Source organism: Burkholderia sp. E168m15 (assembly GCF_016586105.1).
Lineage (GTDB): Bacteria > Pseudomonadota > Gammaproteobacteria > Burkholderiales > Burkholderiaceae > Burkholderia > Burkholderia orbicola.
Window position 1 is genome coordinate 1 of the sequence record NZ_BCPO01000067.1, and the last position, 16,671, is coordinate 16,671.

The 16,671-nt window shown below is 65.7% G+C and carries 18 protein-coding genes; 3 read left to right on the forward strand and 15 right to left on the reverse strand.

Annotated elements, in window-relative coordinates:
* A partial coding sequence (locus JMF86_RS10505) for a glycine zipper 2TM domain-containing protein (RefSeq protein ID WP_201316989.1) occupies positions 1-394 on the forward strand: 394 nt, incomplete at its 5' end.
* Positions 395-550: 156 nt separating this feature from the next.
* On the opposite strand, the gene iscX is transcribed toward JMF86_RS10505, so the two are convergent.
* The 12 genes from iscX to JMF86_RS10565 all read right to left on the reverse strand — a co-directional run bounded on the left by iscX (position 551) and on the right by JMF86_RS10565 (position 9,672).
* Positions 551-760: a Fe-S cluster assembly protein IscX gene (gene iscX / locus JMF86_RS10510; RefSeq protein WP_006478393.1), complete on the reverse strand. Its 210-nt coding sequence runs from the start codon at positions 758-760 to the stop codon at positions 551-553.
* A 19-nt stretch (positions 761-779) separates the two neighbouring features.
* Positions 780-1,121, reverse strand: coding sequence for an ISC system 2Fe-2S type ferredoxin (fdx, locus tag JMF86_RS10515; RefSeq protein ID WP_006478392.1), 342 nt, complete (start codon positions 1,119-1,121; stop codon positions 780-782).
* Positions 1,122-1,208: 87 nt separating this feature from the next.
* Positions 1,209-3,077, reverse strand: coding sequence for a Fe-S protein assembly chaperone HscA (gene hscA, locus JMF86_RS10520; protein ID WP_054927961.1), 1,869 nt, complete (start codon positions 3,075-3,077; stop codon positions 1,209-1,211).
* A gap of 54 nt (positions 3,078-3,131) precedes the next feature.
* Positions 3,132-3,659: a Fe-S protein assembly co-chaperone HscB gene (gene hscB, locus JMF86_RS10525; protein WP_006491598.1), complete on the reverse strand. Its 528-nt coding sequence runs from the start codon at positions 3,657-3,659 to the stop codon at positions 3,132-3,134.
* 96 nt (positions 3,660-3,755) lie between these two features.
* Positions 3,756-4,079, reverse strand: a complete 324-nt coding sequence (gene iscA, locus JMF86_RS10530; protein ID WP_011549461.1) for an iron-sulfur cluster assembly protein IscA — start codon at positions 4,077-4,079, stop codon at positions 3,756-3,758.
* A gap of 65 nt (positions 4,080-4,144) precedes the next feature.
* A complete protein-coding gene (gene iscU, locus JMF86_RS10535; RefSeq protein ID WP_006478389.1) occupies positions 4,145-4,552 on the reverse strand; it encodes a Fe-S cluster assembly scaffold IscU in 408 nt (135 codons plus the stop codon).
* Between the two features lie 67 nt (positions 4,553-4,619).
* The gene (locus JMF86_RS10540) at positions 4,620-5,843 is read right to left on the reverse strand and encodes an IscS subfamily cysteine desulfurase (RefSeq protein WP_011549460.1); all 1,224 of its coding nucleotides are present in this window, start codon (positions 5,841-5,843) and stop codon (positions 4,620-4,622) included.
* A 65-nt stretch (positions 5,844-5,908) separates the two neighbouring features.
* Positions 5,909-6,448 carry a Fe-S cluster assembly transcriptional regulator IscR gene (iscR, locus tag JMF86_RS10545; protein ID WP_006401955.1) on the reverse strand — a complete coding sequence of 180 codons (540 nt, stop codon included), beginning with the start codon at positions 6,446-6,448 and terminating at the stop codon, positions 5,909-5,911.
* A gap of 114 nt (positions 6,449-6,562) precedes the next feature.
* Positions 6,563-7,045 carry a low molecular weight protein-tyrosine-phosphatase gene (locus tag JMF86_RS10550; protein WP_011549458.1) on the reverse strand — a complete coding sequence of 161 codons (483 nt, stop codon included), beginning with the start codon at positions 7,043-7,045 and terminating at the stop codon, positions 6,563-6,565.
* Positions 7,046-7,146: 101 nt separating this feature from the next.
* On the reverse strand, positions 7,147-7,374 hold the full coding sequence (locus JMF86_RS10555; RefSeq protein WP_006478387.1) for a hypothetical protein: 228 nt from the start codon (positions 7,372-7,374) through the stop codon (positions 7,147-7,149).
* A 128-nt stretch (positions 7,375-7,502) separates the two neighbouring features.
* Positions 7,503-8,915 carry a lactate utilization protein B gene (locus JMF86_RS10560; RefSeq protein ID WP_201316990.1) on the reverse strand — a complete coding sequence of 471 codons (1,413 nt, stop codon included), beginning with the start codon at positions 8,913-8,915 and terminating at the stop codon, positions 7,503-7,505.
* A gap of 34 nt (positions 8,916-8,949) precedes the next feature.
* Positions 8,950-9,672: a (Fe-S)-binding protein gene (locus JMF86_RS10565; RefSeq protein ID WP_006478385.1), complete on the reverse strand. Its 723-nt coding sequence runs from the start codon at positions 9,670-9,672 to the stop codon at positions 8,950-8,952.
* A 183-nt stretch (positions 9,673-9,855) separates the two neighbouring features.
* Between JMF86_RS10565 and JMF86_RS10570 the strand changes: the two genes are divergently transcribed.
* Positions 9,856-10,665 carry an IclR family transcriptional regulator gene (locus tag JMF86_RS10570; RefSeq protein ID WP_006478384.1) on the forward strand — a complete coding sequence of 270 codons (810 nt, stop codon included), beginning with the start codon at positions 9,856-9,858 and terminating at the stop codon, positions 10,663-10,665.
* A 123-nt stretch (positions 10,666-10,788) separates the two neighbouring features.
* Here the strand turns inward: JMF86_RS10570 and pbpG are convergent, their stop codons facing one another.
* Complete coding sequence (gene pbpG / locus JMF86_RS10575) at positions 10,789-11,955, reverse strand: D-alanyl-D-alanine endopeptidase (protein ID WP_011549454.1); 1,167 nt, start codon at positions 11,953-11,955, stop codon at positions 10,789-10,791.
* A gap of 654 nt (positions 11,956-12,609) precedes the next feature.
* Between pbpG and JMF86_RS10580 the strand changes: the two genes are divergently transcribed.
* Positions 12,610-13,176, forward strand: coding sequence for a phasin family protein (locus JMF86_RS10580; RefSeq protein ID WP_006478382.1), 567 nt, complete (start codon positions 12,610-12,612; stop codon positions 13,174-13,176).
* Positions 13,177-13,367: 191 nt separating this feature from the next.
* Here JMF86_RS10580 and lpdA read toward each other — a convergent pair whose 3' ends face one another.
* Both lpdA and aceF read right to left on the reverse strand, forming a co-directional pair.
* Positions 13,368-15,140, reverse strand: a complete 1,773-nt coding sequence (lpdA, locus tag JMF86_RS10585) for a dihydrolipoyl dehydrogenase (RefSeq protein ID WP_054927962.1) — start codon at positions 15,138-15,140, stop codon at positions 13,368-13,370.
* Between the two features lie 286 nt (positions 15,141-15,426).
* Positions 15,427-16,671 (reverse strand): dihydrolipoyllysine-residue acetyltransferase (aceF, locus tag JMF86_RS10590; RefSeq protein WP_201316991.1); only part of this gene is annotated, 1,245 nt, incomplete at its 5' end.

A 16,671-nucleotide genomic window follows, 5' to 3' on the forward strand; every position in this document is an offset into this window, starting at 1 on the left:
CACGACCGCGCCGCAGCCGCCGCAATACGCGCAGCAGCCGTCGGCGCCGGCGCAGGCCTACTGCCAGAGCTGCGGTACGGTCGTCGCGATCACGCAGACGCGCACGCCGGGCCAGAGCTCGGGGATCGGCGCCGTGGGCGGCGCAGCGGCCGGTGGCCTGCTCGGCAACCAGTTCGGTAACGGCAACGGCCGCACCGCGATGACGATCATCGGCGCGCTGGGCGGCGGTCTCGCCGGCAACCAGGTCGAGAAGCAGGTCCGCGCGGAAACCGACTATCAGGTGCAAGTGCAGATGGAAAGCGGCGCGACGCGCACGTTCACGTACCACAACCCGCCGCCGTTCGGCCAGGGTCAGCGCGTGCGGATCGAGAACGGCACGCTGGTCGGCGCTTGAAACTGATCGTGTAGTCGCCGGCGTCCCGCTGCCTGCACGTCGTGCGCGGCGTCGCCCAAAACGAAAACGGCTCGCGAGCAAGCGCTCACGAGCCGTTTTCATTGACGCGGCGTGCACCGTTGCAGCGCACGCCGTGGCCGTTCGGGTCGGGGTCGATCAGTCCTCGTCGTCGAAATCCGATTCGTCGATCCAGTGTGCCTGGATCGCCTCGAGGATCTTCTCGCCGGAATGCGTCGGATCGTCGTCGAAGCCGTCGAGCTCGAGCACCCACTGGCGCAGGTCGACGAAGTTGATCCGCTGCGGGTCGATGTCGGGGTGCTTGTCCGCCAGCGCAATGGCTATTTCACGCGAATCGGTCCATTTCATCGCCTGCCTCCGGTTCCTGTCAGTGATTTTCCTTCGCGTGGTTGATCGAGTACTTCGGGATCTCGACCACCAGGTCCGAATCTTCCTTCACGATCGCCTGGCACGACAGACGCGACGTCGGCTCGAGGCCCCACGCCTTGTCCAGCAGATCGTCCTCGTCCTCCTCGGACGGCGTCAGATCGTTGAAGCCTTCGCGGATCACCACGTGGCACGTCGTGCATGCGCACGACTTCTCGCATGCATGTTCGATCTCGATCCCGTGATCGAGCAGGTTGTCGCAGATACTCTTGCCGGGCGTCGCGTCGATCACCGCGCCGTCCGGGCACAGTTCGACGTGAGGCAGCACCACCAGTTGAGGCATGTTCGTTCCGTCAGTCAGGGTGCGGCGCCGCGCGCCGCACGTTCATCATCGCGCGGGCCGTTGCCGGCCGATGCGCGGTTCGTGGGTTCAGATCTCGTCGAGCCGGCGGCCCGACAGCGCGCGCTTGATGCTCTTGTCCATCCGGCGCGCCGCAAATTCGTCGGTACCGTCGGCCAGCGCCTTGGTCGCCGCTTCGATCGCCTGCGTATCGTCGCCCTGCGCGACCGCGCGCAACGCCGCGGCCAGCGCGTCGACCTGCGCGCGCTCGTCGGCCTCGAGCAGTTCGCCGTCGGCCGCCAGCGCGGCCTGCGTCGCCTCGAGCATCCGTTCGGCCTCGACCTGCGCTTCGCGCAGCGCGCGGGCCCGCATGTCGATTTCGGCGGTCTTGAAGCTGTCTTCCAGCATCTTCGCGATGTCGTCGTCGGCGAGGCCGTACGACGGCTTCACGACGACCGATGCCTCGACGCCCGACAACTGCTCGCGTGCGAACACCGACAGCAGGCCGTCCGCGTCGACTTGATACGTCACGCGAATGCGCGCGGCGCCCGCCGTCATCGGCGGAATGCCGCGCAGCTCGAAGCGCGCGAGTGACCGGCAGTCGGCGACGAGCTCGCGCTCGCCCTGCACGACGTGGATCGCCATCGCGGTCTGGCCGTCCTTGAAGGTCGTGAATTCCTGCGCACGCGCGATCGGAATCGTCGAATTGCGCGGAATGATCTTCTCGACGAGGCCGCCCATCGTCTCGACACCGAGCGATAGCGGAATCACGTCGAGCAGCAGCCAGTCGTCGCCGGTGCCGCGATTGCCCGCGAGCAGATCGGCCTGGATCGCCGCGCCGAGCGCGACGACCTGGTCCGGGTCGAGGTTCACGAGCGGCGGCTGGCCGAAATACTTGGCGACCGCGTCGCGGATCACCGGCATGCGCGTCGCGCCACCGACGAGCACGACGCCCTTGATGTCGGCCGGCGTGACCTGCGCATCGCGCAGCGCCTTGCGGGTCGGCGTGAGCGTGCGCTGCACGAGCGGCTCGACGAGCGACGCGAAGGTATCGTGCGAAATCGTCTGCACGAGGTGTGCGCCGCTCGACAGCGTCACGTCGAGCGCCGCTTCGGGCGCCGACGACAGCGCTTCCTTCAGCACGCGCACCCGATCGAGCAGCAGGCGCACATCTTCGGGCGCGAGCGTCTTCGCGTCGATCCCGGCCTGCGCGAGCACGTGGCCGAACAGCGCGTGGTCGAAATCGTCGCCGCCGAGCGCGGAATCGCCGCCCGCGGCCAGCACCTCGAACACGCCCTTGGTCAGCTTCAGGATCGACAGGTCGAACGTGCCGCCGCCGAGGTCGTACACCGCGTACAGGCCTTCGGCCGCGTTGTCGAGGCCATAGGCAATCGCCGCGGCGGTCGGTTCGTTCAGCAGGCGCAGCACGTTGAGGCCCGCGAGACGCGCGGCATCCTTGGTCGCCTGGCGCTGCGCATCGTCGAAGTAAGCGGGCACCGTGATCACCGCGCCGACCAGATCGTCGCCGAGCGAATCTTCCGCGCGATAACGCAGCGTCGCGAGAATCTCGGCCGACACTTCGACCGGGCTCTTCACGCCGTCGATCGTACGGATCTGCACCATGCCCGGCGCATCGACGAATTCGTACGGCGCGTTCGCCGCGCCTTCGACCTCGGCCTTGCCGCGGCCCATGAAGCGCTTGACCGACACGATCGTGTTGCGCGGATCGGTCGCGGCCTGCTCCTTCGCTTCGTGGCCGATGCGGCGGCCGCCCTTCTCGAGGTAACGGACCACCGACGGCAGCAGCACGCGGCCCGCTTCGTCCGGCAGGACTTCGGGCACGCTGTTGCGCACGGCGGCGACCAGCGAGTTCGTCGTGCCGAGATCGATCCCGACGGCGAGTCGCCGCTGGTGCGGCGCCGGCGCCATGCCCGGTTCGGAAATTTGCAGTAAAGCCATCTTGGTTCGTTCGGGCGCTCGGCCCGTTTGCTGCGCGTGCCGCAAGGCACGCGGTTAAGTTTCGAGGCGCTCGATCTGCGCGCCCACTTCCGACGCGACCCGTTCGATGAACATCAGCTGGCGCACGGCTTCCGCGGCGGCCTGGTCGGCGCCGCTGTCGAGCAGCGTGCCGAGGCGCTCGACGCGCACGCGCTTCTCGTCGCGCAGCTCGGCGAGCAGCGCATCGAGCGCGTCGACGTTGCGGGCGGCCGCGGCATCCTCGATGCCCTCGCGCCACTCCATCTGCTGCATCAGGAACGCAGGCTCCATCGCCGTGTTGTTTTCCGCGCCGATGTCGACACCGCGCAGCGACAGCAGATAGGACGCGCGCTTCAACGGATCGCGCAGCGTGCGGTACGCCTCGTTCGCGCGAGTGGCCCATTGCATCGCGATACGCTTTTGCGCGTCGCCGGCCGCCGCGAAGCGGTCGGGATGCACCTGCGTCTGCACCGTCCGGTAGGCGGCGTCGAGCGCCGTCTCGTCGAGCGCGAATTGCGCCGGCAGGTGAAACAGATCGAAATGGCTGTCTTTCAGCGAAACCATCGTCGCGTTCAATTCCGGTTCGTCGTGCGGCAAACGCCGCACATTAAAAAGGCGGCCCGTGCCGCCTCTTGCCCGCATCGCGCGGAGGGAGCCGCGTCACACGCGGAACGATTCCCCGCACCCGCACTCGTCCTTCACGTTCGGGTTGTTGAACTTGAACCCTTCGTTCAGGCCTTCGCGGGCGAAGTCGAGCTCGGTGCCGTCGATATACGCGAGGCTCTTCGGATCGACGACGACCTTCACGCCATGGCTCTCGAACACCTGATCCTCGGGAGCCAGATCGTCGACATACTCGAGCTTGTACGCGAGCCCCGAGCACCCGGTCGTACGAACGCCAAGCCGCAGGCCCACACCCTTGCCGCGACGGACGAGGTATTTCTGAACGTGCTGTGCTGCTTTTTCGGTCAGTGTAATTGCCATGATGTCCTTGCCGCGGCGCCCCACTCGGAGGCCCCGCGTTTCCTTCCCTAGCCGCTCGATGCCGCTCAGGCTGCTGCCTGATCGCTTTCCTTGGTGTCGTGGCGCTTCTTGTAGTCGGCCACGGCTGCCTTGATCGCGTCTTCCGCGAGGATCGAGCAGTGAATCTTCACCGGCGGCAGCGCGAGTTCTTCGGCGATCTGCGTGTTCTTGATCGACAGTGCCTCGTCGAGCGTCTTGCCCTTCACCCATTCGGTGACGAGCGAGCTCGATGCGATCGCCGAACCGCAACCGTAGGTCTTGAACTTCGCGTCTTCGATCACGCCGTCCGCGCCGACGCGGATCTGCAGCTTCATCACGTCGCCGCATGCCGGCGCGCCGACCATGCCCGTGCCGACCGTGTCGTCGTCCTTCGCGAACGAACCGACGTTGCGCGGGTTTTCGTAGTGATCCAGAACCTTGTTGCTGTAAGACATGACTCAGACTCCTTGACTCGTTACGTCTGCGTGCGTCAATCCGCCCGCGGTTGCATTCAATGCGGTATCAGTGTGCGGCCCATTCGATCGTCGACAGATCGATGCCTTCCTGGTGCATTTCCCAGAGCGGCGACAGTTCGCGCAGCTTCGCGATCTTGCTGTTCAGCAGGTTGATCACGAAGTCGACTTCCTGCTCCGTCGTGAAACGGCCGACCGTGAAGCGGATCGAGCTGTGCGCGAGCTCGTCGTTGCGGCCGAGCGCACGCAGCACGTACGACGGCTCCAGCGACGCCGACGTGCACGCGGAGCCCGACGACACCGCGACGTCCTTGATCGCCATGATCAGCGACTCGCCTTCGACGAAGTTGAAGCTGATGTTCAGGTTGTGCGGGACACGGTGATCCATGTCGCCGTTCACGTAGGTTTCCTCGATCTGCGACAGGCCGCGCAGCAGCTTGTCGCGCAGCATGCGGATGCGCTCGTTCTCGGTCGCCATTTCCTCGCGCGCGATGCGGAACGCTTCACCCATGCCGACGATCTGGTGCGTCGGCAGCGTGCCCGAACGCATGCCGCGCTCGTGACCGCCGCCGTGCATCTGCGCTTCGATGCGCACGCGCGGCTTGCGGCGCACGTACAGTGCGCCGATGCCCTTCGGGCCGTAGGTCTTGTGTGCCGAGAACGACATCAGGTCGACCTTCAGCTTCGCGAGGTCGATCGCGACCTTGCCGGTCGACTGCGCGGCATCGACGTGGAACACGATGCCCTTCTCGCGGCAGATTTCGCCGATCGTCTCGATGTCCTGGATCACGCCGATCTCGTTGTTCACGTGCATCACCGACACGAGGATCGTGTCCGGGCGCAGCGCGGCCTTGAACACGTCGAGGTCGATCAGGCCGTCATCCTTCACGTCGAGATAGGTGACTTCGAAACCGTCGCGCTCGAGCTCGCGGCACGTATCGAGCACGGCCTTGTGCTCGGTCTTCACCGTGATGATGTGCTTGCCCTTGCCCTTGTAGAAGTTCGCGGCGCCCTTGATCGCGAGGTTGTCCGACTCCGTGGCGCCGGACGTCCAGATGATCTCGCGCGGGTCGGCGTTCACGAGTGCGGCCACCTGTTCGCGCGCTTCCTCGACTGCACGCTCCGCGTCCCAGCCGTAAGCGTGGCTGCGCGACGCCGGGTTGCCGAACTGCTCGCGCAAGTACGGCACCATCTTGTCGACCACGCGCGGATCGACGGGCGTCGTCGCGCTGTAATCCATATAGATGGGCAGGTGGAGAGTCTCTTGGGTCATCTGTCGCTCCGGGTATTCTGTGCAGGGACTATGTGCGTTATGGGGTATGGCGGGCGCTTTCGCGCTCACGAACTCGCGATGTTGAACACCGAATTGGGGCCGAGCGGCATCGTGCGCACGGGCTCGGCCGGTGCGGCGACGGGCTCCGGCGCGCGACGGTCGCGCAGCACCGCGGGGGCGCCCTCGCGTGCGCGCTGCTGATCGACGAGATCCTGCAGCGACACCGAATCGAGGTATTCGACCATCTTCTGGTTCAGCGTCGACCACAGCTCGTGCGTCATGCAATGGCCGTCGGGCTGCTTCGAGCCGTCGCACGTGCCTTTGCCGCCGCACTGCGTGGCGTCGAGCGGTTCATCGACCGCGATGATGATGTCGGCAACGGTGACGTCCTGCGCGCGACGCGCGAGGTTGTAGCCGCCGCCCGGGCCGCGCACGGATTCGACGATTTCATGCCTGCGCAGCTTGCCGAACAGCTGTTCGAGATACGAGAGCGAAATCCGCTGGCGCTGGCTGATGCCTGCAAGCGTCACCGGGCCCTGCTCCTGGCGCAGTGCCAAGTCAATCATCGCCGTGACGGCGAAACGGCCTTTGGTGGTGAGTCTCATGGTGTCTAGGGGACTGCAATCTTGACGATTTTGGTCAAGTATAAATATTTGACGTTTTTAGTCAAGTATCCATGTCTTTGAAAGGGTATTCGCAGGCCGCTGAATAGCGTGCGGTCAGTGCGCCGTGCGTGCGCGCAGCGTCTCCAGCAGACCCGCGCATGCGCGCTCGACCTGGTCGAGCACCTGCTCGAAGCCTTGCGCGCCGCCGAAATACGGATCGGCCACTTCGGTTTCGGTCGCGCCCGGCGCGAATTCCATCAACAGGCGCACTTTCTCGCGGTGCTGCGGCGGGCAACGGCGGCGCAGTTCGGCGAGATTCGCCTCGTCCATCGCGAGCAGCAGGTCGAATTGTTCGAAATCCGCCGCGCTCACCTGCCGGGCGCGCAGCGCCGACAGATCGTAGCCGCGGCTGCGGGCCGCCGCCTGCGCCCGCGTATCGGGCGGCTCGCCCACGTGCCAGTCGCCGGTGCCGGCCGAATCGATCGCGATCCGGTCGGCCAGCGCGGCCGCGTCGACCTGGTGGCGCATCACGCCTTCCGCGGTGGGCGAACGGCAGATGTTGCCGAGACAGACGAAACAGATCGCAACGCGGGTCATCGCACTATCGAAAAGCCGCGGCGGACCGCGTGGGAGAAGAACACGCCATTATACAAAGGCGGCCGAAATCGCGCCGTCGCGCAAAGCGACGGCGCCCTGCCTTACAGCGCCTTCGGCGCAGCGAGCACCATGTCGCCGGACGCCGCCGGCAGCGGCTGTGCCGCGTCGCCGACCAGCCCGAACGACACCGCGCGCGCCAGTTCGGCGGACGCCTGGTGAACCGCGAGCGGGCCGCGCGACGGCGCACCGGCCATCGCATGCAGATAGGCAACCGCTGCCAGCGGAACCACGATTGCCAGCGGCCAGTACATCGATATTGTCTTTTTCATGATGCGGACCTCCTTGACCTCGTACCCCGAAACCCAATTCCGGGGACTACAGACGAGATTCTATAGATCGCATCTATCGAGATAAATATACAAATAGCGAACGCACTGTTGCTGCCCGCTGAACAGTGTCAGCCGAGATGGCTTTGCGACGCCGCATACAGCTCGCGGAAGGTGCGCCCGGTCGGCGTCGGCATGTCGCGCGTATCCATCCAGCCGCCCATCATCGGCAGGCGCCGCAGCATGCCGCCGTCGCCGCCCAGCCGCTCGAGGATGCGCACCGCGAGCTTGGTCGTCAGCGCATACAGCAGCGGCCGCCGGGCGAAGAAACCCCACGCGGCGAGCGCCGCGCGCTCGCGCCATGGCCGCAGGTGGCGCTCGACCTGCTTCTCGCGCAGCGTGCGCAACAGGTGCGACAACGGAATCCCGGCCGGGCAGACGCTGTCGCATTCGCCGCACAGCGTCGCCGCCTGCGGCAGGTCGAGCGTGCGGTCGAGCCCGACGTAGCTCGGCGTCAGCACCGAGCCCATCGGCCCCGGATAGACCCAGCCGTACGCGTGGCCGCCGACCTTCTGGTACACCGGGCAATGGTTCATGCAGGCGCCGCAGCGGATGCAGCGCAGCATCTCCTGGAATTCGCCGCCGATCAGGCCCGTGCGGCCGCCGTCGACGAGCACCACGTAGTTGTGCTCGGGGCCGTCTTCGTCGCCCGGCCCGCGCGGCCCGGTCAGCAGCGAGAAATAATTCGACGTCTTCTGCCCGGTCGCGGAACGCGGCAGCAGGCGCATCGCGGTCGCGAGATCCTCGAGGGTCGGCAACACCTTCTCGATGCCGGTCACCGCGACATGCACGCGCGGCATCACCGTGCACATCCCCTCGTTCCCTTCGTTCGTCACGATCGCGACCGAGCCCGTCTCGGCAATCACGAAGTTGCCGCCCGTCACGCCCATGTCGGCCGACATGAAATGCGGGCGCAGCACCTCGCGCGCCTCGCGCGTCATGTCCGGAATCTCGGTGAGCCGCTCGCGCTGGTGCGTGCGTGCGAACAGGTCGGCGATCTCGTCCTTGTCCTTGTGCACGACGGGCGCGATGATGTGGCTCGGCGGCTCGTTGTCGTTGATCTGCAGGATGTATTCGCCGAGGTCCGTCTCGATCGATTGCACGCCCATCTCGGCGAGCACCGCGTTCAGGCGCATTTCCTCGGACACCATCGACTTGGTCTTGATGACCTTCTTCACGTCGTGCCGGCGTGCAATGTCGGCCACGAGCCGCGCGGCGTCCGCGGTCGTTTCCGCGAACAGCACCGTCGTGCCGCGCCGCGTCGCCTCGCGCTCGAATGCCTCGAGCCACACGTCGAGATGCTCCAGCGCGCGGTTGCGGCGCGCCTTGAGCGCGGCGCGCGTGGCCGGGAAGTCGATCAGCGTCATCGCGTCGGCGCGCGCGGACACGAACTTCGTCGACAGCTTCTTCAGGTTCTGCTGCAGGCGCTGGTCGGCCAGCTTCTGGCCGGCGCGCGCCTTGAAATGCATCGATTGGACTTGCATCGCGGTATCGGGGAAAAGTGAGCGGAACCGGGCGTCAGACGTCGCCCGCCAGCACCTGCGCGACGTGCAGCACGCGCGTGTCGCGGTCGCCGGTGCGGCGCAACCGCCCTTCGATGTTCAGCATGCAGCCGAGATCGCCGAGCACGACGGTGCCCGCGCCCGACGCGCGCACGTTCGCGCATTTCTCGTCCGCGATGGCCGCCGAGATGTCGCCGTATTTCACCGAGAACGTGCCGCCGAAGCCGCAACAGTGCTCGCAATCCTTCATCTCGGTCACCGCGACGCCGCGCTGCGCGAGCAGCGCACGCGGCTGCGCCTTCACGCCGAGCTCGCGCAGGCCCGAGCACGAATCGTGATAGGTGACCGGGCCGGTGAATTCGCCCGGCGCGAGCGACACCTTCGCGACGTTCGCGAGAAAATCGGTCAATTCGTGGACTTTCTGCTGGAACCGCGTGTAACGCCCCATCAGTTCGGGATCGTCGCGGAACAGGTCGCCGTAGTGCGCGCGGATCATCCCGCCGCACGAACCCGACGGCGCGACGACGTAATCGAACTGCTCGAACTCGCGCAGCGTCTTTTCCGCGAGATCGCGCGCGAGCGCGCGGTCGCCCGAGTTGTAGGCCGGCTGGCCGCAGCAGGTCTGCGCGGGCGGCACGATCACTTCGTAGCCGGCGTCGCGAATCAGCTTGAGCGCCGAAAAGCCGATTTCGGGGCGCATCAGGTCGACCAGGCAGGTCACGAACAAACCGACTCGCATACGTGCTCCTTCGAGAAAACGGCTCTCATTATCCGACGTTTGGCTGGCAAGACCAACGCCGGCCCGTGCGCAAGCCCGCGGTACGCGAAACGAGGACTTCCTCGAACGGCGTTCGCTTTTTTCACGATACGAGATACAATCGTTCCAACACCGCTTGACGCGTCAACCGATTCCTCCCCCGACATGAGCCAACCCACCCCGGATTCAAAAACGTCGATCCAGGTGATCGAACGCATGATGCGGTTGCTGGACGCGCTCGCCGCGCACAGCGACCCTGTCAGCCTGAAGGAACTTGCGCAGCGCACGGAGCTGCACCCGTCGACCGCGCACCGCATCCTCAACGACATGGTGACCTGCCGCCTCGTCGACCGCTCCGATCCCGGCACCTACCGCCTCGGCATGCGGCTGCTCGAGCTCGGCAACCTCGTGAAGGCACGCCTGTCGGTGCGCGACGCGGCGCTGATGCCGATGCGCGAGCTGCACCGCCTCACCGGGCAGACCGTGAACCTGTCGGTGCGCCAGGGCGACGAGATCGTCTATATCGAGCGCGCGTACTCCGAGCGCTCTGGAATGCAGGTCGTCCGCGCGATCGGCGGCCGCGCGCCGCTGCACCTCACGTCGGTCGGCAAGCTGTTCCTCGCAGCCGACGAAACGTCGCGCGTGCGGGCCTATGCGACGCGCACCGGGCTGTCCGGCCATACGCAGAACAGCATCACCGACATCGCGAAGCTCGAGCGCGAGCTGACGATCGTCCGCCAGCAATCGTGCGCGCGCGACAACGAGGAGCTCGAACTCGGCGTGCGCTGCATCGCGGCCGGCATCTACGACGATTCGGGCAAGCTCGTCGCGGGCCTGTCGCTGTCGGCGCCGGCCGACCGCCTGCAGGACGCGTGGCTCGGCCAGTTGAGCCGGACGGCGCTCACCATCTCGGAATCGCTCGGCTACCGGCCGGCGCCCGAAAAGGACGTGGACGGGTTGCAGCGGCAGGCGTGAGCCGCGCCGTCGGCCCCGCTTCCGGCTCCGATTCCGGTTTCGCCGGATAAAAAAAGCCCCGCGATTGCGGGGCTTTTTCGTTGCAGCAACCGGTGCGGTACGGCGGCGAACCGCCGCACACGATCAGGTGCCGCCGGCCGGCGTGTTGGCCGCCGTCAGGCGTTCGCCGCCGCCGGCATCGAGCCAGTTGCGCAGGCGCGAGGCGTCGGCGAAGCGCGAGTACTTGCCGAACGAATCCAGCAGCACCATCACCATCGGCCGGCCGTGGATCGTCGCCTGCATCACGAGGCATTCACCCGCTTCGTTGATGAAGCCCGTCTTCTGCAGGCCGATGTCCCACGAACCGTTGCCGCGGATCAGCGCGTTGGTGCTGTTGTAGACCAGGTTGCGCTTGCCCGTGTACACCTCGTACGTGCGATCGGTCGAGAACTGGCGGATCATCGGGTACTGGTACGCCGCATTGACCATCTTCACGAGGTCGCGCGCGCTCGACACGTTCGAGCTCGACAGGCCGGTCGAATTCTCGAAGTGCGTATCGGTCATGCCGAGCGCCTTCGCCTTTGCGTTCATCGCCGCGATGAACGCCGGACGGCCGCCCGGGTAGTAACGCGACAGCGCGGCCGCCGCACGGTTTTCCGACGCCATCAGCGCGATGTGCAGCATGTCCTCGCGCGACAGCACCGAGCCCACCGACAGGCGCGAGCCCGTGCCCTTCTCGTAGTCGCGGTCTTCGTCGGTGACTTCGAGCTGGTCGGTCATCGGCGACTTCGCGTCGAGCACGACCATGGCCGTCATCAGCTTCGAGATCGACGCGATCGGCACGACCGCGTGCGAATTCTTGTCGAACAGCGGCTCGCCGGAATTCTGGTCGACGACGTACGCGACGCTGGAGCGCAGCGCGAGCGCGTCGGGCGTATCGTGCAGACCGAACGCCTGGCCGACCGTCGGACGGCGCGGCTGGAACGCGACCTTGCGCACCGCGCCGCGATGGCCGCCGTGCACGTTGCTCGCCGCGAGCGTCACGCGCTTGCGCGACGCTTTCGCGCGCGGCGCATCGGCCGCGGCGACCTTGGCGGATTTATCGGTGGTCGCCTTGGCCGACTTCTTCTTCGCTGACGAAGCAGGAGCGACGGCCTTTTTCTTGGCGGCTTGGGTCTTCGCAGTGGCGGCGAAGGCGTCGGCGGGCGTGACGGACGCGGTGGTCGCCAGCAACGCGACTGCGACCGACACAGCGGTGCCGAGCGTCATGCTCTGCAACAATCTGCGCGGTGAAAACGATTCGGCTTTCATTGGGGTCTGGACAAAGCGGGCGGGAGGTTTCCGCAAGTGTAGTTAAAGCTGAAAAAAAGAGCAATATTAGGCACTTACCGATCGTCTTTAAACCGGAATGTAAGAGTCGGCCAACCTCCGGCCAATCGACCCTTCCGATCCCATCGAAAAAAACGATGGGATGCACTGCCCGACAGCGCCCGTCTCCCGATTACCACGCGGTTAATTGAGATAACGTCACTTCGGAGGCGATTTAAAGCGGGGAAAGTACGTATCCGGTGCTCGGCGTGCCACAGGCGCCGGTCTCGACCGTGGCGGCGGCACGTCGCCACGGCACGCGCATCGAAACAGCGCGTTTTTCGACAGGAACAGAAGGATAACGTTCCATGGGCCTGTCAGGTTTACCTGTGCATGATCATGGTGCGGCGCGCTTGCCCCGCCACCGTGCGCACCATGTGGGAACAAGCCTGAAACCGATTCCGAACGACCGCGATAACTCGTTGTTTTATCGATAATTTGTCGCGATTGTGCAACGCACAAAAAGTGCTTGACATCCGTGTTCTCTGCCCTAAAATAGGCCTCATTGCTGCGTTGCACAAAGCACGCGGCGCCGAAGTTCCCCAGCGTAGTGCCCTTTATTCTGCGATCGACGCGATCGCTTTTCAGGAGCCTGACATGTCCTTGCTGACCCCCGAGCAAATCGCCGCCGCCCAGAAAGCCAACCTCGAAAGCCTGTTCGGTCTGACGACCAAGGCGTTCGAAGGCGTCGAAAAGCTGATCGAACTCAACCTGCAGGTCGTGAAGTCGACGCTGACCGAGAGCCAGGAAAACGCGCAGCGCCTGCTGTCGGTGAAGGACGCGCAGGAACTGATCGCGCTGCAAGCGAGCCTGTCGCAGCCGGTCGCGGAAAAGGTGCTGTCGTACGGTCGTCACCTGTACGAAATCGCATCGTCGACGCAAGCCGAGTTCGCGAAGGTCGCCGAAGCGCAATTCGAAGAGCAGAACAAGAAGGTCCAGGCACTCGTCGACAACGTCGCGAAGAACGCCCCGGCCGGTTCGGAAACGGCTGTCGCCGCACTGAAGTCGGCGCTGAACGCTGCGAACACCACGTACGAAACGGTCCAGAAGGCCACGAAGCAAGCAGTGGAAATCGCTGAAACGAACTTCAACGCCGCTGCTGCCGTCGCAACGAAGGCTGCCACCGCTGCTGCCGCACGTCGTTCGAGCAAGCCGGCCGCGTAAGCGTCCCCTGCTCCTGAAAGAGCCGCGCCCAGCGCGGCTTTTTCGTTTCTGGCGCCGGAATGCGCGCGAGCGGCAACTGCCCGCCACATTCGAGCCTGTCGCGCGCCACGCAAAAGAAAACGCCGCCACCCGGATTACCCGGGCGACGGCGTTTTGTCATGGCCGGCGCGTGGCCGGCCGTGCCGGTCGCGTTACTTCTTGCGCTGCGGCGGCAGGTCCGTGCAGACGCCTTCGTACAGCTCGGCGGCCATGCCGACCGATTCGCCGAGCGTCGGGTGCGGATGGATCGTCTTGCCGATGTCTTCCGCGTCCGCGCCCATCTCGACCGCGAGGCACACTTCGCTGATCAGGTCGCCCGCGTTCAGGCCGACGATCGCGCCGCCGATCACGCGATGGGTTTCCTCGTCGAAGATCAGCTTCGTAAAGCCTTCGTCGCGGCCGTTCGCGATCGCGCGGCCCGAAGCGGCCCACGGGAACACGGCCTTGCCGTACTTGATGCCTTCGGCCTTGCACTGGTCTTCGGTCTTGCCGGCCCACGCCACTTCCGGATCGGTGTAGGCCACCGACGGGATCTGCAGCGCGTCGAAGTACGCCTTCTCGCCATGCGCGGCTTCCGCTGCGACGTGGCCTTCATGCACGGCCTTGTGCGCGAGCATCGGCTGGCCGACGATATCGCCGATCGCGAAGATGTGCGGCACGTTCGTGCGCATCTGCTTGTCGACGTCGATGAAGCCGCGGTCGGTGACCGCGACGCCGGCCTTGTCGGCACCGATCTTCTTGCCGTTCGGGCTGCGGCCCACCGCGACGAGCACGAGGTCGTAGCGCTGCGCTTCCGCCGGCGCCTTCTCGCCCTCGAACTTCACGTAGATGCCGTCTTCCTTCGCTTCCGCGCCGACCGTCTTGGTCTTCAGCATCACGTTGCCGAAGCGCTTCGCGTTGTACTTTTCCCAGACCTTCACGAGATCGCGGTCGGCGCCCATCATCAGGCCGTCCATCATTTCGACGACGTCGATCTCGGCGCCGAGCGTCGAGTACACCGTGGCCATTTCGAGGCCGATGATGCCGCCGCCGATCACGAGCATGCGCTTGGGCAACTGGCGCAGTTCGAGCGCGCCCGTCGAATCGACGACGCGCGGGTCTTCCGGCATGAACGGCAGCTTCACGGCCTGCGAGCCGGCGGCGATGATGGCCTGCTTGAACTTGACGACTTTCTTGCCGTTTTCGCCCTGCACTTCCATGTGGAACGGATCGACGAACGCGCCGACGCCGGTGACCACTTCGACCTTGCGTGCCTTCGCCATGCCGGCGAGGCCCGTCGTCAGTTTCTTGACGACGCCGCCCTTGAAGTCGCGCAGCTTGTCGAGATCGACCTGCGGCTTGCCGAACGTGATGCCGTGCGACGCGAGCGCCGCGGCTTCCTCGACGACGAGCGACGTATGCAGCAGCGCCTTCGACGGGATGCAACCGACGTTCAGGCAGACGCCGCCGAGCGTCGAATAGCGTTCGACGAGTACGGTCTTCATGCCGAGGTCGGCGGCGCGGAACGCGGCCGAGTAGCCACCGGGGCCGGCGCCGAGCACGAGCATGTCGCACTCGATGTCGGCGGCGCCGCTGTAGCTGCCGGCTTGCGGCGCAGGCGCCGGCGCGGCGGTGGCCGGAGCCGGTGCGGCGGCTGCGGGCTTCGGCGCCTCGGGTGCTTTCGCGGGTGCGGGCGCGGCTGCGCCTGCCGAGGCTTCGACGATGGCGATGACGGTGCCTTGCGAGACTTTCTCGCCGGCTTTGACCTTGACTTCCTTGACGGTGCCGGCGACGTCGCTGGGCACTTCCATGGAGGCTTTGTCGGATTCGAGCGTGATGAGCGTTTGCTCTTTTTCGATCACGTCGCCGGGTTTGACGTTGACTTCGATGACATCGACGCCGCTGAAATCGCCGATATCCGGAACCTTGACTTCGATGAGACTCATGACTGTCCCCTTCTTGATTAGCTGCAGAGAGAGAGGGAGGGACTGGCGAAAAGACGGAACCTGCCTACATGCGGCCTGACAAGAGAACGCGACGTTGGGCGGGAACCACCTTTGCCGTCCGCCCAAGGACGCGCCTTTCTTTTGGTTACTTTTCTTTGGAAGACAAAGAAAAGTGACCGCCGCCCCGCGCAGGGGCGACGCTGGCAGACCGTTGGCAAAACAGGTTCAACGACAAGGGCGTGGAGAACCAAAAACCAACCCACGCCCCCGCGAGCCCCTCATCTCATCAAAGAATGATGCGACGGAAATCCCCGAGCAACGCTCCGAGATACGCATTGAACCGCGCGGCTTCCGCGCCATCGATGACGCGATGGTCATACGACAGCGACAGCGGCAGCATGAGCCGCGGCACGAACTGCTTGCCGTCCCACACCGGCTTCATCTGGCCGCGCGACAACCCGAGGATCGCCACTTCCGGTGCATTGATGATCGGCGTGAAGTTCGTCCCGCCGATCCCGCCGAGCGACGAGATCGAGAAGCAGCCGCCTTGCATCTGGTCCGGCTTCAGCTTGCCTTCGCGCGCGGCCTTCGACAGGTCGCTCATTTCCTTCGCGATGTCGACGAGGCCCTTCTTGTCCGCATCGCGGATCACCGGCACGACGAGGCCGTTCGGCGTATCGGCCGCGAAACCGATGTGGAAGTACTGCTTGAACACGAGGTTGTCGCCGTCGAGGCTCGCGTTGAAGGTCGGGAATTTCTTCAGCGCGGCGACGACTGCCTTGATCACGAACGCGAGCATCGTGAACTTCACGCCCGCCTTTTCGTGCTCCTTGTTCAGTTGGACGCGCAGCGCTTCGAGCTCGGTGATGTCCGCTTCGTCGTTGTTCGTGACGTGCGGGATCATCACCCAGTTGCGATGCAGGTTCGCGCCCGAGATCTTCTTGATGCGCGACAGCGGCTTCGCCTCGAACGGGCCGAACTTCGAGAAATCGACCTTCGGCCACGGCAGCAGGTTCAGCTCGCCGCCGCCTGCCGGTGCGGCTGCCGCGGCGGGTGCCGCGCGCTGGCCGGTCATCACGCCCTTCACGAAGCCCGTGACGTCTTCCTTCGTAATGCGGCCCTTCGGACCGGAACCCTGCACACGCGCGACGTCGACGCCGAGTTCGCGTGCGAACTTGCGGACCGACGGCGATGCGTGGCTGGCGCGGTATTCGCCCGACGGCGCGGCGGCCGGGGCGGCAGCAGCCGGCGCCGGCGCAGCCTTCGCGGGCGCGGGTGCCGGTGCAGCAGCAGGCGCCGGTGCGGCAGCGGCCGGAGCCGGTGCGCTGGCCTGCGGTGCGGCAGCCGGCGCGCCGGCGGCTTCGAGCAGCACGATCAGCGTGCCTTCCGACACCGAATCGCCCACCTTGACCTTGATGTCCTTCACGACGCCGGCGGCCGGGCTCGGCACGTCCATCGTCGCCTTGTCCGACTCGAGCGTGACGAGCGACTGTTCCTTCTCGACCGTGTCGCCGACCTTCACGCCGATCTC